Source organism: Roseibium sp. LAB1, assembly GCF_054658235.1.
This window is the reverse complement of sequence record NZ_BAAGIB010000006.1, coordinates 98,822-124,549: the sequence shown is the minus strand read 5'-3', so window position 1 is coordinate 124,549 and position 25,728 is coordinate 98,822. Positions and strand designations below refer to the sequence as shown.

Here is a 25,728-nt window from a genome sequence, read left to right as displayed (position 1 = left end):
TGACATAAATCATTATATTTACTGGAACAGAAAACCAAATTGAATTCATCCAGTTTTGTATTTGTCCGATATGCGAATTCCAAACATTTACACCAATCCGCCCGCATCAAAACTACAATTAATAATTGCAAATGTAATTGATATCAAAAAGTATAAATAAAAAACTCGAGATAACAAAAATCCCAATTTCAGATTTTCGTTATCCTTCGCAGTATTCTTGACTCAAATCGATTCAAAGCTTTTGCCGACACCAACAGTTATCAGAATGTAACTTCACTTGGTTTTTCGCTGCGCCGAGAAAGTATATTTTGCAATTAATCCATTGATACATAAATCGCTTCGCAGATTTGTGGTTCCGGCGACGTCCGCGCCTAAAGGCACCTGGTTCGGGCGGAGGACATCCTGACGAGAGATGCCAAGCGGGAAGCAGCGCTGAGACGCTATCGTGGCACTTGCAAATCACCTGCGGCCGACAATGACGACAAGATCCAGAAACAACGTTTTCGGTTCTGCCCGACCCTCAGCCGGGCTCCTCACCAATTGAGGATGGGGCCGGCCTGATCCAGATAGGTGGGATCGAAACCCGCCAGCGTTACCATCGCCTCGTAATCGACGATGGTCACGTACCCATCCCGGAAGGTCGCCAAACCATTTTCCCGCAAATGCCGCAGCACCCTGTTGACATGCACAGCGCTCAACCCCAGCGCATCGGCAAGATGATACTGGGTAAGCGGACAGGCGTATTTCAGCTGAGTTCCCATCCCCACAAGCGTCAGCCGCGCTCCAAGCTCAAGCAGAAAATGGGCCATGCGAGCATCCGCGTCCCGTCGGCCAATCCCTACCAGGTGCTCGACGACCATTGCCTCGTCTCTTGACGCGGCCCAGAGAATGGCAGTCGCCAGCCTTGGGGCTTGAGAGAATGCCTCCAGAAGATCGTTTGACAAGATTTCCGCGACGTGGACTTCCACGACAGGTTCCGCGCTGTGATCCGACGTGCGCAGTAGCACACTGCGCAGTCCCAGAATGTCACCCGGTATCTGGAAATCAACGATCTGGCGCGAGCCGTCCGACTGGATCTTGTAGGAACAGACCCAGCCGGATTCCACGATATAAGTGGCCCGGTTTGCCTGCCCCTGATGCAGAAGATCGCGTCCAAGAACAAAGACCTTGCGGCGCTGGTGAAGCTGCTCGAGAAGTGCAAGCTCGATAGCCGACAATGCAACGAAAGCGGATAACTTGCGGACGATCGGGCTGTATTCGCTAAAATTCATGGACACCTCTCGAGGTGCGGAAGCACCGGAAAAGCGTCGGCCAAAGACTGCATTCCTTCACTCAATCATACGGCAGATCCTGCGACAATAGTACTATCGATCAGGCTGTTCTCCTGCCCGGCTTGTCAATTGATGCCGGAACTTTCGTGATTTTCCGGACGAGACTGTGCGTTTCCCCGGGAGACGGCCACCATCGCGGCAGCCAGATCCGGGTTCGCACCGGCCGCTAGCTCAGGTTAGTGCGATTGCGCCAACGCCGCAGCGTAACTGCAGTTGACGCAAGTTGACCAAATGGATCCCGGCGATGAAAGGGTGACCGATACTTACTGTTGGACACCTGATTTGTTTTGCTCGACCTGGGAGCAATTGGCGTCATCTCCAAGCCGTTTGATTCCGCCAGCCTTGCCCAGGAAGTCAAGGATCTGCTCGCAAGCCAAACCAGAGGCTCCGCAATCAGGCGCGTTTGAATAACCAGAAGCCGGTCACTTCAATGGGATGAGGCATCCAGTGCTTGTCAGGACACAGGATGCTCCAGGTTCTGCGACAGGTGATACTGGGTTTGTCGGTTTACAGGCCCATCAAGCGCAGCGTTTCTTCGGCCAGCGATTTTCTCATCAAACGTCCTGGACAGGCTCCTGATCGTGCGCCTTGGGGTGGCTGAAAACGGGTGCAAAGCCGCGGCCGTGTTGTTTTCAAGGATACCGAAGTCAGGAGGGATGGCGGTTGCAAAGCAGGGTTATATTGAGCCAGCAACTGACTGCTGCACCCTTCAGCCGTGACAGCATCACCCCAATTTACATGAGGCTCTCTGGAGGGGCCCTGTCTCCGCTCAGCATTGCTTCCAGATCATCGCCGGAAATCTTGCGCTTTTCCGGCTTCCCTGCGTTCTGGCCCGTTCCTATCACAATCAGGTAGGTTGCTGTCTTCCGGTAGGCAAAAAAGCTCAATCCTTGCAGGGTCTCCTCCTCCACAATGACCTCATAGTCTCCGGCGGGCAGTTTCCTGGTATCGCCGGACAGGAAGAAGGGGTGGAAAAACGTCACCATCGATTTGGTTGATCGAGTGCTCATTATCTGACCTTCTCTGATGAGCGAACCGGGCTCGCGCAGCCTGTAGAGCTTCGTGAATTTCGGGGGACGCACTGCACCCCTCCCCTTCACAAACTTACGTGGGGCAATGTTACGGCGTGTTGATCGAAGTTAGCGCCGGGCGAAAAGATGTCTGAAATTTCGCTCACACCTGATTTCATGACGGCGCGACAATTGAAGGCTCGTAAATATCTGGACCTGCAATACTTTTCCGGAAAACCTGACTGCTTTGATGGATGGGGAAGCTTCCAGGCCAGGGCCGCCGACGTCCAGATATGAGCCAGCAGACCGAACCGACCCGGGAACAAGTATCGCCCTCATTCACAGAATTGCGCGTGGTTCTCCTTCAGGAATTTGCCTGCGCAAAACGGGTCCTCACCCAGTTGATCGAAATTCAGACACTTAAACCGAGACGGCGCTTTGCGTTGCCGGCGTTTGCCCTCAAGACGTACTCCGTAGCCTCGGCAGCACTCATGCCGTCCAGCATCCGGCCGTTTATTTCGGCGGGGACGCCCGAAAAGACATGGTAGACAGTCCAGGTGCCATCAATTTCGACGCGCTTTCCATAGGCGCTGTGCATGGAACCATGTATGAAAGATTTCTCGTCGTCCACCTGCCTCGAGATCTCTGCCGCCGCCAACTCGACTCGGGTCGCCTGGTGCTGACCCATCAGGCGCGGCAATGCTGCAGGCGGCGCACCATCCGGCAGGACCCAGCAACTTCCATAAGGAGGTGTCTTTTCCTCTTTCGAGGATCCGACATCATTTGCAGCGCTCGCAATTTCGGGCAGCACATTCCGGCCAAGGCTCCAAAGGGGCAGGTGTTTGATGTAATCGATGCTCAGATGTTTAAAGATGGTCTGCATTTTTCGCGCCCTGTTTTGGCGCCCGAAAGAAAGAAGAAATGTCTTCGATCCGTATTCGGCACGACTGGAGATTGCGTTTTGCTCTGGTTTTGACCTTGATCGTTTAGAAGGCACATCTGGCCGAAACGAAAATCGGATGGCACGATGTGCGTTGCTTCCAATGGAGGGACCAGGCAACCCTTACACCACACCCAGCCAAACTGATCCCAAATTACGGTTTAAAGGAGGCCGAAACGCTCGTAGCAACGTCGTGAGGGCGACGTTGCATGCTCTATCCGTCGGCACCGGAAAAACCGGTCACGATCCGTCAAAAGCCGGGTGACCGGAAAACCTCTTCACTCAAAAAAGGTGACCGCCGTTTCGCAGCTCCGGTGTCAAAACCGCCCTTGTGACTGTGTATCCGCTTTACCTGCTGTACAGGCTGCTTTGCCATAATGACGCTCGCCTGCACGTGAATTATCGTTGGCTGTGAGTTCGAAGAAGCCGCCAGTTATGCCGAGATGTCTCTGCGGCCTTTATTCGGCCTCTTCCCTCAAGCCAGAAGCCACACGAACAGAAAACTGACCGCGGCCAGCATCGCCAGGCTCAGGGTGACGCCCAGGATCAAACCGGGCCCGATCTTCATCAGCCGGCGCAAATCAACGCTCAAGCCCAGCCCTGACATGGCCATCACGAACAGCCCACGCGACAGCTCCGACGTCCAGGTTCCGACAGATGGCGGCACGTAGCCCATGTTGTTCAGAGCCGATGCCAGCAGGAAAGCTGGAATGAACCAGGGCAGCACCTTCAGGAGATGAAAGCGCGGTTTTCCATGCGCAGGGCCAGGCCTGGCACGATTTCGCAACAGAAGCGGTGCAAGCAAGACCGCAGGAACCAGCATCAGCACCCGCATGAGTTTGACCGTGGTGCCAACTTGAGCGCTTACCATGCTGACTGGCGCCGTTGCCGCGACGACCTGGGGAACGGCATAGACCGTCAGGCCGGCGAACGTCCCGAACTGGAAGGCGTTCAGTCCGATGAAAGGGGCGAGAACTGGCAATATCAGGACAAACAGGACCCCAAGTATCGAACTGAAGGTGATCGCCGCCACCACATCCTCGTTGCCTGCCCGCACCGCAGGAGCGACTGCGGCAATTGCCGCATTTCCGCAAATGGCATTTCCGCAGGCGATGAGGACAGACAGGTCTTCCGGCAAACCGACCGCCCGGCAGATCGTGAACCCAGCCAGGATCATGCAGCCGACCATCACCATTACGGTCACGACGAATGCGATGTTGTCGCCTTGAAAGAGGCTGAAGTTCAGCGAAAAGCCCAGGAGTACGACAGCAATCTCAAGCACCGAAATCGTGCCACACCGGATGCCGGAGGCACAGGCCGGAGGAATGAAGGCAAAGGTCCTGATACAGATGCCAAGGAGGATCGCTCCGGTAAACGGATCGATCAGTCGCCGTCCTGTCAGAAAACTTCCGAGCTGGCACAGTCCGATCGCCAGGAGACTGATTGCAAGACACAGAAAAAGCCCGGGCATCACCCCGGACAAAGACCGAGGATTCATCCGGCGAACGCACGTTCGATAACGAACTCCGCCGGCCTGTTGTTTGCCCCCTCGGTCAAACCTGCCTTTTCCAGCAGTGCCTTTGTGTCCTTGAGCATCGCTGCCGAACCGCAGATCATGGCGCGGTCGGTGAGCGGATCAAGTGCCGGCACCTGCAGATCATCAAAGAGCTTTCCGCATTCGATCAGGTCGGTGATCCGGCCGCGATAAGGATAGGCCTCGCGGGTGACCGAATTGTAGAGAGTGAGTTTCGAGGTATCGAAGAGCTCGTTCAGCATCTCGTCCGCTTTGACCGCGGCCACCAGGTCCTGGCCATACTTCAGTTCCGCCACGTCCCGGCAGGAATGGGTGAGGATCAGCTCGTCGAACTTTTCGTAAGTCTCCGGGTCACGGATCACGCTGGCAAAGGGGGCGATCCCCGTACCCGTGGAAAACATGTAGAGGCGTTTGCCGGGGGTGAGCGCATCGTTCACCAGCGTTCCGGTCGGTTTCTTGCGCATCAGGACCGCATCGCCCGGCTGAATTTTCTGGAGATGCGACGTCAGCGGCCCCTCCGGGACCTTGATGGAAAAGAACTCCATGTCCTCCGCCCAGGAGGGGCTTGCGATCGAATAGGCACGAAACACGGGTTTGCCATCGACCATCAGCCCGATCATGACGAATTCGCCTGACCGGAACCGGAAACCGGACGGGCGCGTCATGTGGAAGTGGAACAGGCGGTCGGTGTAGTGGGTGACCTTGGTAACGGTCTCTACGAAGGTGCCAGCAGGCGCGCAGGCTTCCAGCTCTTCCGGGCGGGTCATGACATTCATGGCGGGCTCTCTCGGTTGTGTCGGATGTAATGTTCCGGTGGCCGGCGTTGGCAGGTCGGCCAAAAATGGCGTCAGGCGGCTTTTTCGCTCAACTGTTCCAGTTTGCCGTCCACGCCGTTCCAGTCCTCGGCATCAGGCAGGGCGTCGATCTTCTCGGTAATCACCGGCCACAAGGCTGCATACCTGGCATTGAGATCGAGCCACTTCTGCGCTTCAGGATCGGTATCCGGCAAAATGGCCTCGGCGGGACATTCCGGTTCGCAGACACCGCAATCGATGCATTCGTCCGGATTGATGACGAGCATGTTCTCGCCTTCGTAAAAACAGTCGACCGGGCAGACTTCGACGCAATCGGTATATTTGCACCTGATGCAGTTTTCGGTGACGACAAAGGTCATGGGCCCCTCCGGATTGATGAACTGTCGTCGTTATTGCGAGCCCTGCCCCGATTGTCGGTCAATTAGTTGCTATTGGCGAAACAGGGCCTGTGGTGTGTTGGTTTCAGCAGATGAAAGGAACCAATACCGTGATACCGACCCAATCAGATTTGCCATCACAGCTTCCCGCGGCCGAACGGCTGATGACGCATGAGAGCCCCAAGGAAATCCGTGTGACCGATGACGGCGCGGGTTTGAAGCTGACCTGGCACGACAATCTGGAAACTTTCTTTTCCGCGCCCTTCCTGCGCGACAGCAGCCAGTCGGCACGCAGCAAGAAATTGCGTCTATCCGGGCTGGAAGTTCCAGCGTCACAGGACCTGAAAATCAGTGCGCTTCGCCCCATCGGCGCCTACGCGATCAACGTGGTGTTTTCCGATGGCTACGACCGCGGGATCTACCCCTGGGCCTATCTGCATGACCTGGCTGGAACAGTGCAGGTTTCAGGAAAACAGCGCACGCTGACACCGGAAGATTTTCTGAAGGGCAATTAGTTGACCGACTTGCCGGAGACGCCGGCTCTAGTCTGATTTCAATTGCTGGAGAAAGTGGAGACGGGCATGGATGACCTTCGTGCAGGATTGAATGAAGTTGATTGCGACCTGCTGGTGATCGGCGGCGGAACCGCCGGACCGATGGCGGCCTACAGGGCCCGGAAGAAAAACCCGGATGCCAAGGTCATCTTGTTGGAAAAGGCCAATGTGAAACGCTCCGGTGCGATTTCCATGGGTATGGACGGGCTCAACAACGCCGTCATCCCCGGCCATTCGACACCGGAGCAGTACACCAAGGAAATTACCATCGCCAACGACGGAATCGTCGACCAGGCCGCTGTCTACAAATATGCCCAGAACTGCTATTCGATCATCGAGGAACTGGACCAGTTCGGCATCCGTTTCCAGAAGGACGAAAACGGCGAATACGACGTCAAGAAGGTTCACCACATGGGAACCTACGTCCTGCCGATGCCAAACGGCGACACGGTCAAGAAAGCGCTTTACCGTCAGTTGCGCCGGGCGCGTGTCCTGATTTCCAATCGCTTCATGGCAACCCGGCTCTTGACCGGCAAGTCAGGCCGCGCCGCGGGGGCGATCGCGGTCAACACCCGTACCGGCGAGTTCCTGGTGATCAGGGCAAAGGCGGTCATCATGTGCATGGGGGCTGCCGGCCGGCTGGGTCTGCCGACATCCGGCTATCTTTACGGTACCTATGAGAACCCGACGAATTCCGGCGAAGGCTATTCGATGGCCTATCATGCCGGGGCCAAGCTGGCCAATCTGGAGTGTTTCCAGATCAATCCGTTGATCAAGGATTACAACGGTCCCGCCTGCGCCTATGTGGCGGGTCCTTTCGGGGGCTATACGGCCAACTCGAAAAACGAACGTTTCATCGAATGCGACTACTGGTCCGGCCAGATGATGCAGGAGTTCTACAACGAACTGCAGTCCGGCAAGGGACCTGTATTCCTGAAGCTCAACCATCTGCACAAGGATACCGCCGATCATATCGAGCATATCCTGCACACGGTTGAGCGGCCGAGCCGCGGCCGCTTTCACGAGCAGCGCGGAACGAAATACTCCGAACAGATGATCGAGATGCACATCTCCGAAATCGGCTTCTGTTCCGGGCACTCGGCCTCAGGAGTTTATGTCGACGAATTCGCCCGCACCACCGTGCCAGGTCTCTATGCCGCCGGAGACATGGCGAGCGTCCCGCATAACTATATGCTGGGTGCGTTCACTAACGGTGCGATTGCGGGCGAACACGCCATCGAGTTCGCAGCCGACGTCGATTTCGACGATTTCGACGAGGCTGCGATCCGGCTCGAGCAGGAGCGTGTTCTGGCGCCAACCAAACGGGATGACGGAATTCCGCCGAACCAGATCGAATACAAGATCCGCCGTCTGGTGAACGACTATCTGCAGCCACCCAAGGTGACCGCAAAATACGAACTGTGTCAGGCACGCCTTGCCGAAGTCCGCGAGGACATGGAAACCCAGATGATGGCCCGGGACGCGCACGAGCTGATGCGCTCCATGGAAGTTACCAGCATTCTCGATTGCGCGGACATGGCCGCCTACGCGTCGCTCTACCGCACGGAAAGCCGTTGGGGGCTCTATCACTGGCGTTCTGACTATCCGGGCTCGAACGATGCGGACTGGAAATGCCATGTGCTGCTTTCCAAGCAGGATGGATCCATGACCTGCGAGAAAAAGGACATCGCCCCTTACATCATCCCGATCGCCGAGGATGAGAAGGACGCCTACTACAAACAACGCATTACCGCCCAGGCCTGATACGAAAGCACGGAGACACTCATGCCAATTGCGAATACGCCGACAACCGTTCCCGTGATCGTTGATGAGGACAAATGCATCGCCGACAAGGGCTGCACGGTCTGCGTCGATGTTTGTCCGCTGGATGTCCTGCGCATCAGTGACCTGACCGGCAAGGCCTACATGAAATACGACGAGTGCTGGTACTGCATGCCGTGCGAGGCGGACTGCCCGACCAACGCCGTCACGGTCAACATCCCTTATCTGCTACGCTGAGGTGCGACCGATGGTATTTGAACCCTTCGAAAACGAAAGCGATTTTGAGGATCTGGATGAGAAACTGTCGGATCCGGATCCCGCCGTCCGTCGCGTAGCGGTGATGGAACTTGCCGATACGGCGGCTCCCGAAGCAATTCCGCTGATTGCAAGGGCGATTGGCGACGAAAGCGCAGAGGTTCGCCTTCAGGCCGCGATCGCGCTAGGCGAATTCGACGGTCTTGAAACATCCACTGCCCTGTGTCGGGCGTTGCAGGATGCTGATCGCAGAGTATCCCAGGCAGCTTCGGACAGTCTCTCCGAGCTGAAGGATCCCACGGCGGCAGAACCGCTGATGGCATTGACTGGCCATGAAAACGAAAAGGTCAGGGAAGGCGCGCTTCTTGGCCTGAAACAGCTTCGCAGACACGACGCACTTGCCAATGGCATTGAAGGCATGAAGGATCCGGTCGCTGCTGTCCGCATCCAGGCCCTCGGCGTGGTGGGATATCTGAAAGCGGAAGAGGCCTTGCCCGCGCTTATCGCCAGTTGCCGTGACGAGGACCCGGAGGTTCGGCGCACCGCGGTCGGTGCCCTGGCCTTTTCCAAATCCTCACACGCCAAGGACGCCTTGCTGGCAGCTCTCAAGGACGATCATTGGGCGGTTCGGGAGATCGCGGCGGAGGTTCTTGGCAAGTTCGCCATGGAAACCGAAGCACAGCAATTGATAGCCCTGCTCGATGACCCCTTCTGGCAGGTCCGCGTCAAGGCCGTGCGCAGCCTCGGCAAACTGCGGGTGGTTGAAGCGGTGCCCAGCATCGGCGCACAGCTTGACGAGCAGACCTCGAACTTGCGCAAGGAAGCAGCTGCGGCGCTCGGTGAGATCGCCGACCGAACCGCTCTGCCTTACCTGGAAAGCCTGGTGGACGATCCGGATCCGGACGTTCGCAAAAATGTTCGTTGGGCTTTGGCGCAAATTGAGTAACAATGCTGCATAGCAGCATTTCGGCAAGGGGAGAGGCTCACCGTGGTCAGGCTGGCAGAACGGCAGGAGGACCGGAAGAAGGCGCATGACGGCAACCGTCTGTCGGACAGCTGCCCGCCCACCAACGCCTCTTCCCGGCAGCCGAAATATCAGGAAATTGCCAATTCGCTGATGGAGTCCATTCTTGCGGGGGATTTTCCGCCTGGAAGCTATCTTCCGAGTGAAAGCGTCCTGATGAAACGTTTCGGGGTCAGCCGGGTCACCATCCGGCTGGCCCTTGATGTATTGAGGGACGCCAACCTTATCATCGGACACCAGGGCAAGGGCTATTTCGTCTGCACACTCCAGGCAATCCAGGATCTGGGTCGCCTGCAGGGCTTCGGCGAATTGATGGCGCCACTCGGTGTTGAAACCAGGTCGGAAGTCCTCTTTGCCGGGGTTGTGCCTGCTCCGGCCTCGGCAGCGGCGGCGCTCAACCTCAAACGCGGCGAAGAGCTGGTCAAGATACGACGCGTTCGCATTGCTGCAGAAGAGGCCATGAGCATCGATGTAAGCTATTTCCCGATTGGTATCGGAAAGAGGCTCCTCGAGCTCGATCTGCCTCACATGGATATTTTCGCACTGATCGAAAACCAGCTCGGTATCGAAATCGGATTTGCCGATATCACGATGACTGTCGGTCCGGCCGAACCGGAAACGAACAAGCTTCTGAACGTGAAGGAGCATGATGTCGTGATCCGGACCGAACGTCTTACCTATGACGCATCCGGCAAGCCGATAGACTACGAACACCTGTTCGTCCGTCCCGATTGCCACCAGTTCAAGATCAGGGTCCCGCGATGGTGAATGTGAACCGGCGATACGTTCTGGGTGGCCTGGCCGCAACCGCGGCCGCAATCACGCCGGCCTTCGCGGCCGAAGCCGATTTCCGGTCACTGGGTCTCGCCAGGCCTCCAATCTCAATCGATGCGCCGGAGTTGGGTGTACCTGACCTCTCGGGAACCGTTCACAGGATCGCGGATTACCGCGGCAGGACCGTGATTGTCTCTTTCTGGGCGACCTGGTGTCCGCCCTGCCGCAAGGAAATGCCGGCCCTGGCTCGCCTCAGCCGGGAACTGCACCACGATCAATTTGCCGTTCTGGCGGTGAATGTCGGTGACGCGGAAGAGAAGGTCCGCAGGTTCATGGAGCAGATTGACCACCAGGGCTTGCCGGTTTTGCTGGACAGAAAATCCGAGCTGGCAAGCAAGTGGTTCATTCGGGGTTTGCCCGTCACCTACGTACTGGATGGTGCCGGCAAGGTGATCTATGGTGCTATCGGCGAAAGGGTCTGGGACGCGCCAGCCATGATTTCCGGGCTCAAGTCCTTGAGCTGATCCGGACCATAGAACTGAAGTATTCAGTTCTGCCTGATTTCATTCAGGCGGGGGTTTCCGTCATTCTTCAAATTCTCAGATAGAAAAAGAGCCTCATTCAACGTGAGCGCTTCCGACCATCGTCTTTTTCCGCTCAGCAAACATGATCATCTAATACATGTTTTCCAAACTTGTATTAGATCTAAGCTTGCCGCAATGCACAAATAGCACGCAAACTGCAACATGGATAAGCGTTCTGGTACCAAGACGTCTTGTTCCGGTCATGACAGCCAATCGGCAATTCAGATAAATGCCAAACTATTTCAATAACTTATATCGAAATTGGAAATCCCTTCCTGAAAGCTGGCACGGCATTTGCGCCAATAAAACCGTCCTGAGATAGGCGGCACTACTTGAGGGAAGGTTATGAAGCAGACAACACTTGGATTTGGATTGGGGCTCGCTCTGGCGGTCGCACTCCCCAGCATTCCTGCATTGGCCAAGACCATCGACATAGCGATCGGTCACCAGAGCATGTGCACCGACACCTACACCGCAGGTATCGTGGTGAAGGAAATGAAGCTCCTGGAGAAATTCCTGCCCAAGGAGGGAGCCTATGCGGACGCTGAATACAACATCACATGGGCAGACTATTCCTCTGGCGGGCCGATCACGAACCAGATGTTGGCCAACAAGCTCAACATCGGTGTCATGGGCGATTATCCGCTCATCGTGAATGGCGCGAAGTTCCAGGAAACGGATTCCCTGCGCACCCTTTATGTTGCTGGGACCGGATACAACCTGAAAGGCAGCGGCAACGCCGTCGTCGTTCCCGCGGACAGCGATATCTACTCTTTCGACCAGTTGAAGGGCAAATCCGTCTCGACACCGGTCGGGTCCGCGGCCTGGGGCATGCTGCTGAAGGCGATGCAGGATAACGGCATCACCGAGGAAGTCTCCCTAAAGAACCAGAGCCCGGCCGTCGGCGCGGCGAATATTGCCGCCGGCAAGATCGATGCGCATTCCGATTTCTGTCCCTGGTCGGAAATCATGGAATTTCGCGGCACCGGCAGGAAAATCTATGACGGCAGTGAAGCCGGGGTTCCCTATCTTCACGGTGTCGTGGTCCGCCAGGATTTCGCCGAGGAATATCCGGAGGTCGTCACGGCCTTTCTGAAGGCCGTCATCGAAGCCGGCAAGTGGATTGAGGAGAACCCGAGCGAAGCGGTCGACCTGATGGAGAAATGGACCGGGGTGGAGAAGGAGGTTCTTTACATCTACTTCTCCAATGGCGGCCACCTGACGCTCGATCCGACCATCAAGGACGCCTGGATCGACGCCCTGAAGTTCGATCACACTGTCCTGGTGAAGGAAAAGGCGATCCCGCCGCTCGATTTCGACGAGTGGATCACCGAAGACTACATCAAGGCCGCCTATGCGGATCTCGGCATGGATTACGAAGCCGACAAGACGAAGGTCGTCGATCCGGAAACCGCAAACGCAGGCCTGCCGGTGGAGATCTGGCACTCGCGTGACGGCATTCTCGAATACGAGACCCTGCCGGAGCTGCTCAAGGCAGTCGCGGAGTTTCAGGGAACCGGCGCCAAGCTGAACGCTACCTATGTCTACGACAAGGCAACCGGCCTGAAGCTCTTCGGCAAGACCGCCTATTTCGTCCTGGGCGCGGACGGCTCCTACGAGACCTTCCTGCGCAAGCCGGATGCCGAAAGCTACGCCGCCGAGGTCAAGGGGCATGTCATCGACCTGCCGACCGCAGTCGCGGCTTTCGTACCGTCTGAATAGTTGGAGTTTGTGGTGCCGCGGCGAGAGCTGCGGCACCCGGCCCGACCGTTTGCGGCCTGCTTAGCTCGGGCCAGCTGCAGTTCCGATCCACCTGCGTTCAACTGCCACCTCAAGAATGCGGAAAATCGATCGGTTGAGGAATTTCAGAACGACCCGTCCCTGTCCGGACGACGTTCTCGCGAGGGAGAGTTGAATGAGTAATCTGGGTCAGGCCGCGAATGTGGCTGACGAAAAGGTTCGTGAGCCGTCACCATCAAACCCCGTTCAAGGCAAAGAAGACCGTGCCGGGTTCACGGACGCGCCCGGCCATTCCGAAGGCCTGTCTGGCGGCGACGTTCTCAGGGCGGTTCAGACTTGTCTGTCCAACGGAGCCGTTTTCCTGAAAAAGAATGCGTTCAGCATCACACTGAGCATGATCTCGCTTGGCGCCGGCATTGTCCTGTGGCACTTCGCGACCGCCTACAAGCTCGACTTCTACATCAATTTCGAAAACATTCCCTCGCCGGAAAAAGTGTTCACGGTCTTCTGGAGCCATCTGGGCGAAACCGACTTCTATGTCCACGTCGCCGTGTCGATGCAGCGGATTCTGATCGGCTATATCACCGCAGCAGTGATCGGCATCCTGGCAGGTGTGCTGATGGGGCGTTCTAAGCTCGCCCGGTCCCTGATCTATCCGTATATCGAGGTCCTGCGACCAATCCCGGCAGTTGCCTGGATCCCGCTGGCTATCTTGATGTGGCCGACGGAAGAAGCCTCGATCATCTACATCACCCTGTTGGGCGCGCTCTTTCCGATTGTGCTCAACACGCTGCATGGCGTCGAACAGACGCCGGAGGTGCTTGTGCGCGCAGCAAAGTCGCTCGGTGCATCAAGACTGCAGATCTTCTGGCATGTGATCCTGCCTGCGGCTCTGCCCAGCATTGCGGCGGGCCTTGCCATCGGCATGGGCGTAAGCTGGTTCTCGCTCCTCGCCGGTGAAATCATCTCCGGCCAGTACGGCATCGGCTATTTCACCTGGAACGCCTATTCGCTGATCAACTATCCCGACATCGTCGTCGGAATGCTTGTGATCGGCGGGCTCGGAACATTGTCCACCTATGCGGTGCGGCTGGTCATGCAGCCTCTGCTTGCCTGGCAGAAGAGAGCGAAATGATGGCTCTGTTGCCTGTCTTGCGGCTGAGGACGGCTGTCAGCACTGTCCGCTCCCGGTTCGGCCTTTGGCTGACGCTTACGGCTGTCTTCGCAGCCAGCTATTACGCGTTGCTGTTGGCGGCGCTGATCGTCCGCTTCGGTGCCTTGCCGAACTACGTGACCTTCTACAACTGGCCGGCAAGCGTCTGGAAGATCTACCGCTCGACACCCTCGTTTTCAGATGTGCCGCCGATCGTCGCCCAGGAGTACCTGCTGGAGATCGGCTACATGAACTACGACTTCGGTCACGGCATTTCCGAGTGGGCGCTGAATATCCTTCCTTACAAGGTTTTCCTGGTTCTGGTGCTGACTGCGCTTCTTTCGGCCAACATCCTGCTGCTTCGGTCAAGGCGGAGCTGTTCCAGCGGCAAGCGCCTGCAGGCGAGTGCCGCGTCCGGGCTGGGCGCCGGGTTCGTCGCCTTCACGTCAGCAACCATGAGCTGGGTCGTCTGCTGCGCCACGCCGAGCTGGATCGTCGGACTGTCGATGCTTGGCTTGAGCGTGCCGGCGTCCTTCTGGATCGAACCGCTTGGACCATACCTGTCGGCCGCCGGCTATCTGATGCTGGCGGTGACGATGCTCGTTCTCGCCGAACCGGTTCCAGGTCACCCGACAGACCAACAGACAGCGGGTCGTGAGCGAAAGATTTCCTCCACAAAAGGAGTGCATGCATGAACACTCAGGTTGTTTCCCTGAAGGAACATATTCCGCACCGGTCGCAAGCTTTGGCCCAAAAGGACTGTGGCCACATCGTTATCGAGGATGTCGAGATCGTCTTCGGCAAGGGCGCTTCGGCCAATCAGGCGGTCACCAGAACATCACTCGATATCAAGCCGGGTGAATTCGTCTGTATCCTCGGTCCGTCCGGATGCGGCAAGTCCACCCTCCTGAACTCCATTGCCGGCTATGTAGCACCGTCCAGCGGAAGGGTGCTGGTCGACAGCGAGCCGATCACGGAACCGGGGCCGGACCGGGGCATGGTGTTCCAGCAGTATTCGCTGTTTCCCTGGAAAACCATTCGCGACAACATCGCCTTCGGCCCCAAGGTTGCCGGGCGGAGCAACGTCGAGTGCAGTTCCATTGCCAACACTTTTCTGGAAATGGTCGGACTGTCGAAGTTTGCGGACAAATACCCCGCGGAACTTTCCGGTGGCATGCAGCAACGCGTGGGCATTGCCCGCGCCCTGGCGAACTACCCTTCCGTCCTCCTGATGGACGAACCTTTCGGCGCACTCGACGCACAGACCCGGCTGATGATGCAGGAGAACCTGTTGTCGATCTGGAGCGAATTCGGCATCACCGTTGTGTTCGTCACCCACGATGTGGACGAGGCGATCTTCCTGGCCGACCGGGTACTCATCATGAGCGCCAGCCCCGGCTCCGTCATTGACGACCTGCATGTCACGCTGCCGCGTCCGCGCGACCCGGCCATGGCCACGGGTTCGGAATTCATGGCGCTGAAGAAGATCTGCCTTGAGCAGATCCGCGCAGAAAGCCTCAGAGCCTTCGAACAGCAGAACAGGTGAAGTCATGTCTCGGTTGTTACTTGGCCTTGTGCTGATCTGTCTTTCGTTCACCGCCTCCGCGCAGGGGGTCAAGGGCGTTGTGCTCGACGAGCCGGTACAAGTCGCCGGTTTTTCCCTCGCAGCGCAGGACGGGACTCCTTTCACTCAGGAGCAATTGAAGGGGCGGTGGACGCTCCTGTTTTTGGGCTTCACCAATTGCCCGGACGTCTGTCCCTTCACGCTTGCCAACCTGGAGGCCGTGCGCACCGAACTGTCGCAGCTCGTTACGCCGGACAATCTGCCCGAGGTAGTGTTCCTGGCCGTCGACCCGGAGCGGGATCGAGACGTGCTGGCGGATTACGTCAAGCATTTCGGCATTTCCTTTACCGGCATCACCGGAGAACGGACGGAAGTCGACAAGCTGGTGGAGAGCATCGACGGGTTCTACCGGCTGGAGAAATCCGGGCCCGAAGACAATGCATACGACGTCACCCACAGCGCCGCAGTCACCGTGATCAATCCAAACGGCCAGGTCTCAGCCAAGATCAGCCCGCCGTTTCATCCGACGAATACCGCAACCTACCTGTTCCGCCATATGCGCGGACTGGAAACTCTGAACTGAGAGGAGGCCGATATGACCGCATGGAACAAACGCCGCATCCGAATTTCCTGTCTTGCAACCGTTTTCACTGTCTGGTGGCTGGGGCTTGCAGTGTCCTTTGCGGAAGACCGCCATGACCACATGCCTGCAGAGGTTGACGGGCTTGTCGTCTCGCACGCGATGTCACCAGCCGCAGCGCCGGGCATCAAGACGTCGGCAGTCTATTTCACCCTGAAAAACGACAGCAGCACCGACTGTGATCTCGTTGCTGTCGAAAGCCCGGCCTTCGCGATGGCCCATATTCACAAGACTGCCATGGCGGACGGACTGATGACGATGGAACCGGTCGCGCAGCTTACGATCCCGCATGGGGAGCACGTGACGTTCGCACCCGGCAGCCTGCACGTCATGCTGATGGGGGCCAAGGCAACCTTCAAGCCCGGTGATCGGTTCATGCTGACCCTTCGGTTCGGCTCGGGAACGGAGCTCGAGGTCCCGGTCGATGTCGTCACGCCAGGGGAAGTATCGGGAGACACTCACGATCACGGCCACATGAAGATGAATTGAAGTCGATGGTGCATGACGGTTCAAAGATTGTGAGACGGTCGACAGTCATTGCCAGGCTTGGTCTGGCCTTGACCATGGCGACAGGGACGCTCCCTGTTGAGGCGGACATGATCGATACGACCGGCATGCAGCCCTGGGAGACCTGCGGCTTGTGCCACTCGCTTGACGGCATCAGTGCGATGGCGAGGTTTCCGAAACTGGCCGGCCAAAGAAAGGCCTATATCGAAAAGCAGTTCAGGGACTTCCACGACGCACGGCGGGAGAATGACCGCGGCCAGATGCAGACGATCACGAGCGAGGTCGAGCTGGCGGACCTGCCGGCTATCGCGGCCTATTTCTCGGCGCTGCCACCGCCGCCGCCAGAACCGGCAGAAGACGCAAACGATACCGGCGACGCACAAGCGTTTTTCCAGGCCGGGCGCGGCACGGTTCCGGCGTGCCTGTCGTGCCACGGAACGATCGATCCCGCAATGCCGCTGGCCCCCTGGCTCGAAGCGCAGCATGAGGACTATCTGATCAAGCAGCTTTCGGATTTCAGGGAGGGCAACCGCACCAACGATCCGGAAGGTGTGATGCGTGCAATCGCGTCACAGCTTTCCGACAAGGACATATCAGACCTTGCGGCCTATATCGCCGCCCAGGAGAGACCGGAGAGGACACCGTGAACAAGATGCTGCGTGACCCGAACACTATGAAGGAACAGGCGGTCGAGGCTCCGGATCGGGTCTCTGCCGTTTATCTGAGCGAAGTCCTGTCGGATCTGGATGAAGGAGCCGATTTTCTCAGCCGTCTGAGCGATGCGGATCTTTCCGTGGTCAGGTCAGCAGGCTCCGTGGTCCGGTTGGCGAAAGGCGAAGGCGTGTTCTTTCAGGGTGATCGGCACAGCGGTATCTGGTTGATCGAAAAAGGCACCGTGCGGACCTTCTATGCCGGCCCGTCAGGCCGGGAGATCACCCTGGCCCTTTGGACCGAAGGTCATTTCGTGGGTGGCCCGGAAATCTTCGGCGGCGGCACACACATGTGGTCGGCTGATGCGCAGGAAGACGTGGAGCTTCTTTATCTGACCGGTGCACGCATCCGCCAGTTGATTGACACGATGCCGTCCTTCGCGATCTGCATCATCAACGGTCTCGTCGCCAAGGGAAAATGCTATTCCGCTCTTGTCCAGATGCTTGGAACGCGCTCGGTCACGGAGCGCCTTGCGCAATTGTTGATCATTCTTGCCGACACGCATGGCCGCCCGGAAGGCAATCGGCTGGTGATAGAGAAAAAGATCACCCACGAACATCTTGCCGCCATCGTCGGCTCAACGCGGCAATGGGTTACGATGACATTGGACAAGTTTCAGAAGAAGGGGCTGATATCTGTTGGCAGAAACAGGCTTACGGTCGAAAACTACGCTATTCTGCACAGCCTGGCGTCCTGATCATCCCGTGCCCACGCAAAGTTGGTGTTGAAGGTTGCGGGCGGTGTGCTTCGATCAGCCGTTCGCCGCCTAACACGCGAATTCTCACCATGTCGACCTTTCGCAGATTTGCCGATCAAATCTGGCACCTCACCGTTTGTTGCATTGAAAGATCAATCACGGCTTCCTTTGATGGACCCCTTGGCAAGGAAATCAAATGCTGAACCTCCTTTCCTGGCCAATGAAATGAATGTCCGCCATAGCGAACTTGACGAAGCGCATTGTGAGGCGCCTCAGTCTGATCGGCATGGCGATTTTGCGGGTGGGAGAGCGTCTTGTGCCGTTTTGCGACAGCTGTATTGCTTTTTACGGGCCTTTTCCTGTTCGCAATCACGAACCCAACATCAGCCCAGACGAATTCGCATCTCAATCTGGTGCTGGCTGTTGATGCTTCAGCAAGTGTCAATGACGCTGAATTCGAGTTGCAGCGAACGGGAATGTCAGTCGCTCTGAGGGACAGAGATGTGCAGGCGGCCATCACCCGGGCACCGGGCGGCATCAATATTGCCATCGTGCAGTGGGCAAGCATCAGGCACCAGGCCATAGCGCTGGAGTGGACACACCTGCGCGACAAACGCGACATTGATGCCTTGGCAGAAAAAGTCGTGGCAATGCCTCGCAAGCTCGCCGGCGGCAACACCATGATACACGCAGGTGTCGAATTTGCCGGGACGATGCTTGAACAAGCCCCCATTCCTGCGGTGCGTCAGGTGATTGACGTTTCCGGCAATGGTCATGCTGACGACGTGCCGATGCTCGAGCAAACGCGCGACAGGATGATCGCCAAAGGTATCGTCATAAATGGGCTGGCCATTGAGGAAGATCCGGTCAACATCACGCGCCATTTTCGTCGACATCTCATTGGCGGTCCCGGTGCCTTCGTCATTACAGCCCAGGACTTCCCAGATTTTGCGCGGGCAATGCGGCTCAAGTTTCTTCGAGAGATTGGTGCGCCCGTCGCCGGACTTGGCTGTACATTCGAGACATGTCCATATCTGACGAGGCTCTACAGCTCCAGCCCGTAAACCGACCTGCGAGAATATAGCGTTCAGAGCTTTGAGTCCTGGCGGCGCGTTTCCCGGAACGAACCATCACCACGAGCCGCCCCTTCGAAAGACGTCTATAATTTTCAACAGTTTCAATGCGCATGAATCATGCGCATTGAAACTGCGTAATAACGTGCCTACAATTACTTCCAGCAACTTGACTGGTTTGGAAACAGCATGGCACGCGTTCACGCTCGCAAGGCGACAAATTTGACGATTGATATGTCCCTTGTCGGTTCCGCAAAGGAACTGGGCGTCAATATTTCCCAGGCGGCGGAAGAAGGGATCCGGCGCGCGGTATCACAAGCCCGTGCGGAACGCTGGAAACTGGAAAACCGGGCGGCCTTGAACAGCTCGAACGACTTTGTCGAGGAACACGGGCTGCCGCTTGAGACAAGCCGCCTGTTTTAATGGCCAGAAATCTGCTCTACCGGCTGAAACCGGATCACGTTCTGGTGCTGGATGTTCAGGCAGACCTTCTGGAAAGCCTGAACACACGCGTCGTCGTGCCGCTTTTGCCAAAATCACGAGCCCCGACACCCGCAGCCTACCTGAACCCGATATTCGGCTGGAAGGGTGAGCAATACGTGATGGCAACCCAATTCCTCGCCGCCGTGTCCATTTCCCAGCTGGGTGACCCGCTCGGCAGCCTGGACGAGCATTTTGCCGAAATCACCCGTGCTCTGGACACCCTGTTCCAGGGGTTCTGATTGCCGTCGACGCGGCTTCGGCCGTCTCAGGTCTTTCGCTGCAGTTTGAACCGTGAAACGAAATCCGCAGCAAGGGAAACGTCTCCAGCGACATCAACGACCCCTTTGGCGATCAGATCCGCGAGCGGTACGGAACCATAGACGGCCGAGGCCATCTGGTTGCCATTGCCGGACAGGACAAAGGGTGCATCGGGACGGGAAATTGCCTTGGTGAGAACCTTGCCGGAGATCACCTGCATTTCGAATGCCTCGCCATTGAAATCGAACCCGGCAAGGGCGTCCTTTTGCGCCGCGGCCTCCGGAACGACGTTGACACCCATGGATATCATCAAGGCAGACGGGCTGATGAAACGCGTCGGGTCATGACCGGGCACCAGCAACGCCCAACGGCAGAGCGCCTCCAGCACGGGCAACAGGGCATGGCCCGCCTCCGTCAGGGAATACACCCCCAGCCGATCATCGTGATCAACAACATCCACTTCAACGAGTTGTGCCAGACGGCCGGTCAGAACACTGGCGGTTATGCCTGGCAATCCGGCGCGGATCATCTGAAAGCGTTTTGCTGAAAACATAAGCTCGCGCACAACGAGCAGAGCCCACCTGTCGCCTATTAGGTTCAGGGCGTGGGCGGCCAGGCACCCCTCGTCATAACGAAGGCGCGTTGCTGTTTTTGTCTCTTTGGTCATTTTTTCATACTGGCAGTTGTTTTTTCATACTAACGCTGTCACGATATTGCTGCAACCGGGATGTTCCCATCATCCCGACAAAAAGGAGGAAATGATCGCCATGTCCTATTTCACAGGTGCGGTAGCGGCTGTTCCGGCCGCAAACAAGCAGAAATATGCCGACCACATCGCCGCTGCCTGGCCGCTGTTCAAGTCCTATGGCGCCACCCGCATGGTCGAGACCTGGGGAGTTGACGTCCCGAAGGGCAAGGTCACGGACTTCTATGGCGCCGTCGACGCGAAGGAAGACGAGGCAATCGTGTTTTCCTGGATCGAATGGCCGGACAAGGCTGCGGCCGACGCTTCCTGGGAAAAGATGCAGAACGATCCCGCCATGAAGGAAATTCCGGAAATGCCGTTCGACGGCAGCCGGATGATCTTCGGCGGGTTTTCCCCCGTCTATGAGGCAGGCAGGCACAGCGATGCTGGCTATTATCAGGGGTTTCTTCTGGCAGTGCCCGAGACGAACAAGCAGGCCTATACCGAGATGGCGGACGAAGGCTGGAAAATGTTCGAGAAATTCGGGGCCCTGGGAATGATCGAAAACTGGGGTACGGATGTTCCGCGCGGCCAGAAGACCGACTTCTATCGCGCCTCAAAGGTGGAAGAAACGGAAGTTCCCGTCTTCAGTTGGGTCGCATGGCCGGACCGGGCCACATGTGATGCCGCCGCCAAAGAAATGGAAGCGGGCATGGCGGACATGGATTTGTCGGCAATGCCTTTCGACGGCATGCGAATGATGTGGGCCGGCTTCGATCCGCTGTTCGACTCGGAGAAAGCGGCATGACACTGACACTCTATACCTACGACTGGCTGCCGGAGTTTCCACGCGGGTTCGTGCGAGACCTGCGGGTCCGTTGGGGCCTGGAGGAAATCGGCTGCAGCTACGAGGTGGCAACGGTGCCCGCACATCCCAAGAGCGCGGACCACCGCAAAATGCAGCCATTTGCGCAAGTGCCGGTGATCAAGGACGACGAACAGACGCTTTTCGAAAGCGGGGCGATCCTTGTCTATCTTTGCGAAGGCACTCCATTGCTGCCGGAGGAACGAAAGACCGAGATCTGGCAATGGCTGTTTGCCGCGCTGAACACGGTTGAATTGTCGGTGATGCACTGGGTCAGCATGATCCTCGCCGAGCGGGTGCCGGAATTTTTCGGCCCTCCCCCGGCAGCCGACGTCACGGCCCATGCCAAGGCCAACGTTGATGCCAAACTGGCAGCGCTCCAGCAGGCTCTTGGCGACAGCGAGTGGCTCGCGGGTGACTTCAGCATCGCCGACATCACCATGGTGGAAGTGTTGCGCGTGGTCGCGGCAGAAGACGCTCTGGGCGGTTATCCGCGCCTTGCAGCCTATGTCGAGCGGGCAACCTCCCGGCCTGCGTTCCAGAAGGCCATGGCGGATCACATGCAGCATTGGCAGGCGGCAGACGTCGCCCAAGCACAACGCAGCACCGGCTGACACGACATCGAAACAATAGCCAATATTCCGTCGTTCCGGGTTTCCATAGCCTTATCGGATCGACACCAGAACTGCTGGACTGAAAACAATGTCGATTGCAAAGAACACGATTTGCCTCTGGTACGTAAAAGACGCCGAGGCCGCGGCACGATTTTACGCTGAAACCTTTCCAGACAGTGCCCTGAAAGCCGTCCACCACGCTCCCGGCGACTACCCGTCCGGGAAAGAGGGCGACGTTCTGACGGTGGAATTTACCGTGCTGGGCATTCCTTGTCTCGGCTTGAACGGAGGACCCACATTCAAGCACAGCGAAGCGTTCTCTTTCCAGGTCTCGACCGAAGATCAGGAAGAAACCGACCGTTACTGGAACGCCATTGTCGACAACGGCGGCGAGGAAAGCGCCTGCGGGTGGTGCAAGGACAAATGGGGCATTTCCTGGCAGATCACCCCGCGCACGCTGATGGAAGCCCTGGCTGCCGGCGGCAGCGAAGCAAAGCGCGCCTTTGGCGCAATGATGGAGATGAAGAAAATCGACGTAGCTGCCATCGAAGCGGCCCGCCGGGGCGGCTGACCCTCACGGGAACGGGTCTACTCTCCTGAAAACAGCTGCGTCAGCTCAAACCACCGGAAGGCGGTTCGGCAAGTGACAATTGTATCCCGGCTTCCTCGAGCATGGCTTCGGACACCTCGAAACTGTGGTCGAACTTGCCGTCATGTGATGGCCTGGGCGGGCATTCCACGCAGGAAAGCCCGCTTTGAATGATCGCGCGGGCACAGTCGGCGCACGGAAACCGGTTGACGTAAATGGTGCAGCCGGAAAGGGCAACGCCGGCACGGGCTGCATTGTAGATCGCGTTGCGTTCTGCGTGTTCCACCCAGAAGAACTTCTCGCCGCTCGGTCGGTCGAGACGGGTCTCGTCATTGCCTGAGATACCGCGCGGCAGGCCGTTGTAGCCTGTCGCGCGGATTTCCTGGCCAGGTCCGACAATGACCGCGCCCACCTTGAAGTCGCGATCTTCAGACCACTGCGCGATGTGATCGCACAGGCCGAGAAACCGGTCACGCCATTTGCCGGAATTGCTGTTCACCATGCTTCTCCTAGCCTGCAAACAGGTAGCTGGTCTTGACCGTGGTGAAGAACTCCACTGCATAACGGCCCTGCTCGCGCGGACCGAAAGACGACCCCTTGGTGCCTCCGAAGGGAACGTGAAAATCAACACCGGCGGTTGGCAGGTTCACCATCACCATACCAGCCCTGACACGCCGCCTGAAGTCGCGGGCATGTTTCAGGCTCGTGGTGCAGATACCCGCCGACAGGCCGAATTCGGTATCATTGGCGACGGCAATGGCTTCCTCGAAATCGGCCACCTTGATGACGGATCCGCATGGGCCGAAAATCTCTTCCCGGTTGATACGCATGGAATTGGTTGTCTCGAGAAACAGGGCAGGAGCCTGAAAAAAGCCGGGCAATTCAAGTTCGAGCCGCTCTCCGCCAATCACCTGCGCACCTTCTTTCCGGGCAAGGTCCACATAGGCTAGGTTGGAGGTGAGCTGTTTTTCGTCGACCACCGGACCAATCTGGGTAGCGGGATCAAGCGCATCCCCGACCTTCAAGGCAAGCATCGCTGCTTGCAGCTTTTCAACGAAAGCGTCGTGAATGCCCGCCTGCACGATCATCCGCGAGGACGCGGTACAGCGCTGACCCGTGGAAAAGAATGTCCCGTTAAGACACGCGGAAACGGCGACATCCAGATCGGCATCATCCAGCACCACCATCGGGTTCTTGCCGCCCATCTCAAGCTGGCACTTGCGTTTCAGTCGTCCGCAGACCTCTGCGATATGGCTGCCCGTGGCGACGGACCCGGTGAAGGAAATCGCATCTATATCCGGGTGGGTGACAATGGCCTCGCCAACGACAGAGCCGCGGCCCATGACAAGATTGAAGACACCGGGCGGGCAGCCGCATTCATCCAGAAGCGTTGTGATGACATGTGCACAGCCGGGCGTCAGATCCGCCGGTTTCAGGACGACGCAATTACCATATGCCAGCGCCGGAGCCGCCTTCCAGGCGGGAATGGCGATGGGAAAATTCCAGGGGGTGATCAGGCCGATGACACCGACCGGCTCGCGCGTGACCTCAACGTCGATATCCGGCCGCACGGAGGCCTGCAGGTCGCCGCTCACGCGCAGGGCTTCCCCGGCAAAAAACTTGAACACCTGGGCGGCCCGCATTGTTTCCCCAATGCCTTCTGCCAGTGTCTTGCCTTCCTCGCGCGACAGCAGGCGGCCGAATTCCTCCGCCCGTTCCGCCAGCTTGCGCCCGACCGCTTCCAGAAGATCGTGACGGGCCTGCGGCGTCGCCGCCGCCCAGCCTGGCGCCGCCTTGCGCGCTGCGGTGACAGCGGCGTCGACATCGTCAACGCTGCCCTGTGCAAACAGGCCGACGACATCATCGGTATTCGAAGGATTGCGGTTTTCGGAATAGTTTTCGGAAGGCAGCCATTTGCCGCCGATCAGATTGTCATGTTTCGTCATTGGGAGTTCCGATTTCAAAGGGTTTCGGCGATGCGGTCGAGAGACCCGCATGCGGCAGCATCCAGATGTTGAAAGGGAGGCAGGACACGTTTCCAGACACTTTCATCTGCGCGACGGCCAACAAGATATTTGACCGCCGGAACCAACGGATGGGCAGCGATGTTCGCCCGGATACCGGCAATCCGGCTAGCCAGTCCCGCGTCTGTGTGGTCCTGCAGGAGCTGGGCGCAAAGGGGCGCGCTGATGTTCACGGTGGCGGAAATACAGCCTGCGAACCCGGAGCCAGGACCTTCCGCCAGCACCGTTTCCGAACTCGGGAACACCTTCAAATCTGGCAGCCGGCGGACAAGCTCCCGACAATAGTCGAGATCGCCGGAGGAATCCTTGATGCCCGTGAACCGTTTCGGATGGGCATTTGCCAGACGTTCAACAACATCTGCGGGTATCTTCAGCCCGGTCATCTGCGGGAAATTGTAGAAATAGATCTCGATCGGCGTGTCGCCGAGTGCCCGGTCCAGAGCTTCGTACCAGGCAACCAACCCGTCCTCGCTGACAGGCTTATAGTAGAAAGGTGGCAGGACCAGCGCGACGCCGTAACCCATGTCGGCGGCGGCGCGCGTGAGGTCCAGCGTGTCGTCAAGTGACGTCAGCCCCGTGCCAACCATCAGCCGACTTGTGTCAAAGGCTTCCGCTGCCCAGGCCATCACCTGCTTGCGATGGGCCAGGCCCAGAGAATTCGCCTCGCCGGTCGTGCCCAGGATATTCAGGGCATCGCACCCGTTGGCCAACGCCCAGGTACAATGTTCCAGAAAGGCATCTTTCACCGGCGCGCCATGCGCATCGAGCGGTGTCGGCACCGCCGCAACTATCCCCTTCATGTCGTCTGTTCCTCAAAATCTTGTTTGAAAAAATTTCGCACCGCAGGGTGGTCCCGGAAAGGCGCATCGCCCCGGGTCCAGCCGCCCGGCGAGACCAGTCCTCCGTCCGGGGCCTGGAAAACATCCTTGTTGATCTCGATGAACGCCCGGTCCGCGCCGGTTACCTCGTCGTCGTAGCGGATCGCGTCGACCGGGCAGATGCTCTCGCACATGCCGCATTCGATGCATTCTTCGGGGTGGATGTAGAACATCCGCTCGCCTTCATAGATGCAGTCGACCGGACAGGACGTGGTGCAGATCCCGTCCTTCACATCAATGCATTCGCTCTTGATGATCAGCGCCATC

General features: G+C 57.8%; 31 protein-coding genes. 20 read left to right on the top strand and 11 right to left on the bottom strand.

Translation table 11 applies throughout. The features are described from left to right. Positions 1-533 precede the first annotated feature (533 nt). The 6 genes from ACYQ54_RS26185 to fdxA form a co-directional block, all read right to left on the bottom strand. Positions 534-1,271, bottom strand: coding sequence for a Crp/Fnr family transcriptional regulator (locus tag ACYQ54_RS26185; protein ID WP_460087681.1), 738 nt, complete (start codon positions 1,269-1,271; stop codon positions 534-536). A gap of 794 nt (positions 1,272-2,065) precedes the next feature. Further along, positions 2,066-2,341, bottom strand: coding sequence for a hypothetical protein (locus ACYQ54_RS26180; protein ID WP_460087678.1), 276 nt, complete (start codon positions 2,339-2,341; stop codon positions 2,066-2,068). A 412-nt stretch (positions 2,342-2,753) separates the two neighbouring features. Then, on the bottom strand, positions 2,754-3,224 hold the full coding sequence (locus ACYQ54_RS26175) for a hypothetical protein (protein WP_460087677.1): 471 nt from the start codon (positions 3,222-3,224) through the stop codon (positions 2,754-2,756). Positions 3,225-3,756: 532 nt separating this feature from the next. Further along, complete coding sequence (locus ACYQ54_RS26170) at positions 3,757-4,779, bottom strand: YeiH family protein (protein ID WP_460087675.1); 1,023 nt, start codon at positions 4,777-4,779, stop codon at positions 3,757-3,759. After that, complete coding sequence (locus ACYQ54_RS26165; protein WP_460087673.1) at positions 4,776-5,591, bottom strand: ferredoxin--NADP reductase; 816 nt, start codon at positions 5,589-5,591, stop codon at positions 4,776-4,778. Before ACYQ54_RS26165 ends, ACYQ54_RS26170 begins: the two co-directional genes overlap by 4 nt. A gap of 71 nt (positions 5,592-5,662) precedes the next feature. After that, positions 5,663-5,989: a ferredoxin FdxA gene (gene fdxA / locus ACYQ54_RS26160; protein WP_460087672.1), complete on the bottom strand. Its 327-nt coding sequence runs from the start codon at positions 5,987-5,989 to the stop codon at positions 5,663-5,665. 182 nt (positions 5,990-6,171) lie between these two features. Between fdxA and ACYQ54_RS26155 the strand changes: the two genes are divergently transcribed. The 17 genes from ACYQ54_RS26155 (at position 6,172) to ACYQ54_RS26075 (ending at position 19,787) form a co-directional block, all read left to right on the top strand. Next, positions 6,172-6,522, top strand: a complete 351-nt coding sequence (locus tag ACYQ54_RS26155; RefSeq protein ID WP_460087671.1) for a gamma-butyrobetaine hydroxylase-like domain-containing protein — start codon at positions 6,172-6,174, stop codon at positions 6,520-6,522. Between the two features lie 66 nt (positions 6,523-6,588). Further along, complete coding sequence (locus tag ACYQ54_RS26150; protein WP_460087670.1) at positions 6,589-8,325, top strand: fumarate reductase/succinate dehydrogenase flavoprotein subunit; 1,737 nt, start codon at positions 6,589-6,591, stop codon at positions 8,323-8,325. A 21-nt stretch (positions 8,326-8,346) separates the two neighbouring features. Beyond that, positions 8,347-8,580: a 4Fe-4S dicluster domain-containing protein gene (locus tag ACYQ54_RS26145; RefSeq protein ID WP_460087669.1), complete on the top strand. Its 234-nt coding sequence runs from the start codon at positions 8,347-8,349 to the stop codon at positions 8,578-8,580. A 10-nt stretch (positions 8,581-8,590) separates the two neighbouring features. After that, positions 8,591-9,544 carry a HEAT repeat domain-containing protein gene (locus ACYQ54_RS26140; protein ID WP_460087668.1) on the top strand — a complete coding sequence of 318 codons (954 nt, stop codon included), beginning with the start codon at positions 8,591-8,593 and terminating at the stop codon, positions 9,542-9,544. Positions 9,545-9,586: 42 nt separating this feature from the next. Continuing rightward, complete coding sequence (locus ACYQ54_RS26135; protein WP_460087665.1) at positions 9,587-10,390, top strand: GntR family transcriptional regulator; 804 nt, start codon at positions 9,587-9,589, stop codon at positions 10,388-10,390. Next, complete coding sequence (locus ACYQ54_RS26130) at positions 10,384-10,920, top strand: TlpA family protein disulfide reductase (protein WP_460087664.1); 537 nt, start codon at positions 10,384-10,386, stop codon at positions 10,918-10,920. The genes ACYQ54_RS26135 and ACYQ54_RS26130 overlap by 7 nt, the downstream gene beginning before the upstream one ends. 405 nt (positions 10,921-11,325) lie before the next feature. Beyond that, a complete protein-coding gene (locus ACYQ54_RS26125) occupies positions 11,326-12,702 on the top strand; it encodes an ABC transporter substrate-binding protein (protein WP_460087663.1) in 1,377 nt (458 codons plus the stop codon). A 193-nt stretch (positions 12,703-12,895) separates the two neighbouring features. Next, positions 12,896-13,855, top strand: a complete 960-nt coding sequence (locus tag ACYQ54_RS26120; protein WP_460087661.1) for an ABC transporter permease — start codon at positions 12,896-12,898, stop codon at positions 13,853-13,855. Next, positions 13,852-14,568: a hypothetical protein gene (locus tag ACYQ54_RS26115; RefSeq protein ID WP_460087660.1), complete on the top strand. Its 717-nt coding sequence runs from the start codon at positions 13,852-13,854 to the stop codon at positions 14,566-14,568. The genes ACYQ54_RS26120 and ACYQ54_RS26115 overlap by 4 nt, the downstream gene beginning before the upstream one ends. After that, on the top strand, positions 14,565-15,419 hold the full coding sequence (locus tag ACYQ54_RS26110; RefSeq protein WP_460087659.1) for an ABC transporter ATP-binding protein: 855 nt from the start codon (positions 14,565-14,567) through the stop codon (positions 15,417-15,419). Before ACYQ54_RS26115 ends, ACYQ54_RS26110 begins: the two co-directional genes overlap by 4 nt. 4 nt (positions 15,420-15,423) lie before the next feature. Next, a complete protein-coding gene (locus tag ACYQ54_RS26105; RefSeq protein ID WP_460087658.1) occupies positions 15,424-16,020 on the top strand; it encodes an SCO family protein in 597 nt (198 codons plus the stop codon). A 12-nt stretch (positions 16,021-16,032) separates the two neighbouring features. Next, positions 16,033-16,566, top strand: a complete 534-nt coding sequence (locus tag ACYQ54_RS26100) for a copper chaperone PCu(A)C (protein WP_460087657.1) — start codon at positions 16,033-16,035, stop codon at positions 16,564-16,566. A gap of 107 nt (positions 16,567-16,673) precedes the next feature. Further along, positions 16,674-17,231 carry a c-type cytochrome gene (locus ACYQ54_RS26095; RefSeq protein ID WP_460087654.1) on the top strand — a complete coding sequence of 186 codons (558 nt, stop codon included), beginning with the start codon at positions 16,674-16,676 and terminating at the stop codon, positions 17,229-17,231. A 5-nt stretch (positions 17,232-17,236) separates the two neighbouring features. Further along, positions 17,237-17,992, top strand: a complete 756-nt coding sequence (locus ACYQ54_RS26090; protein ID WP_460087712.1) for a Crp/Fnr family transcriptional regulator — start codon at positions 17,237-17,239, stop codon at positions 17,990-17,992. A 314-nt stretch (positions 17,993-18,306) separates the two neighbouring features. After that, positions 18,307-19,056: a DUF1194 domain-containing protein gene (locus tag ACYQ54_RS26085; RefSeq protein ID WP_460087652.1), complete on the top strand. Its 750-nt coding sequence runs from the start codon at positions 18,307-18,309 to the stop codon at positions 19,054-19,056. A gap of 198 nt (positions 19,057-19,254) precedes the next feature. Beyond that, on the top strand, positions 19,255-19,488 hold the full coding sequence (locus ACYQ54_RS26080) for a type II toxin-antitoxin system CcdA family antitoxin (RefSeq protein WP_460087650.1): 234 nt from the start codon (positions 19,255-19,257) through the stop codon (positions 19,486-19,488). Further along, positions 19,488-19,787 (top strand): CcdB family protein, encoded by a 300-nt coding sequence (locus ACYQ54_RS26075; protein ID WP_460087648.1) that lies wholly within the window; start codon positions 19,488-19,490, stop codon positions 19,785-19,787. The genes ACYQ54_RS26080 and ACYQ54_RS26075 overlap by 1 nt, the downstream gene beginning before the upstream one ends. A 26-nt stretch (positions 19,788-19,813) precedes the next feature. On the opposite strand, the gene ACYQ54_RS26070 is transcribed toward ACYQ54_RS26075, so the two are convergent. Continuing rightward, the gene (locus tag ACYQ54_RS26070) at positions 19,814-20,473 is read right to left on the bottom strand and encodes a winged helix-turn-helix transcriptional regulator (RefSeq protein ID WP_460087646.1); all 660 of its coding nucleotides are present in this window, start codon (positions 20,471-20,473) and stop codon (positions 19,814-19,816) included. Positions 20,474-20,573: 100 nt separating this feature from the next. Between ACYQ54_RS26070 and ACYQ54_RS26065 the strand changes: the two genes are divergently transcribed. From ACYQ54_RS26065 to ACYQ54_RS26055, 3 genes are all read left to right on the top strand, one after another. After that, a complete protein-coding gene (locus ACYQ54_RS26065; protein WP_460087644.1) occupies positions 20,574-21,299 on the top strand; it encodes a DUF1428 domain-containing protein in 726 nt (241 codons plus the stop codon). Beyond that, on the top strand, positions 21,296-21,970 hold the full coding sequence (locus tag ACYQ54_RS26060; RefSeq protein WP_460087642.1) for a glutathione S-transferase family protein: 675 nt from the start codon (positions 21,296-21,298) through the stop codon (positions 21,968-21,970). Before ACYQ54_RS26065 ends, ACYQ54_RS26060 begins: the two co-directional genes overlap by 4 nt. Before the next feature lie 94 nt (positions 21,971-22,064). Beyond that, positions 22,065-22,541 carry a VOC family protein gene (locus ACYQ54_RS26055; RefSeq protein ID WP_460087711.1) on the top strand — a complete coding sequence of 159 codons (477 nt, stop codon included), beginning with the start codon at positions 22,065-22,067 and terminating at the stop codon, positions 22,539-22,541. Between the two features lie 40 nt (positions 22,542-22,581). Here the strand turns inward: ACYQ54_RS26055 and ACYQ54_RS26050 are convergent, their stop codons facing one another. From ACYQ54_RS26050 to ACYQ54_RS26035, 4 genes are read right to left on the bottom strand one after another with little or no spacing between them, the layout of a single operon-like run. Beyond that, positions 22,582-23,061, bottom strand: coding sequence for a deoxycytidylate deaminase (locus tag ACYQ54_RS26050; protein ID WP_460087641.1), 480 nt, complete (start codon positions 23,059-23,061; stop codon positions 22,582-22,584). A 7-nt stretch (positions 23,062-23,068) separates the two neighbouring features. Further along, a complete protein-coding gene (locus ACYQ54_RS26045) occupies positions 23,069-24,505 on the bottom strand; it encodes an aldehyde dehydrogenase family protein (protein WP_460087640.1) in 1,437 nt (478 codons plus the stop codon). A gap of 14 nt (positions 24,506-24,519) precedes the next feature. After that, positions 24,520-25,383 carry a dihydrodipicolinate synthase family protein gene (locus ACYQ54_RS26040; RefSeq protein ID WP_460087638.1) on the bottom strand — a complete coding sequence of 288 codons (864 nt, stop codon included), beginning with the start codon at positions 25,381-25,383 and terminating at the stop codon, positions 24,520-24,522. Further along, on the bottom strand, positions 25,380-25,727 hold the full coding sequence (locus tag ACYQ54_RS26035; RefSeq protein WP_460087636.1) for a 4Fe-4S dicluster domain-containing protein: 348 nt from the start codon (positions 25,725-25,727) through the stop codon (positions 25,380-25,382). The genes ACYQ54_RS26040 and ACYQ54_RS26035 overlap by 4 nt, the downstream gene beginning before the upstream one ends. Position 25,728 lies beyond the last annotated feature (1 nt).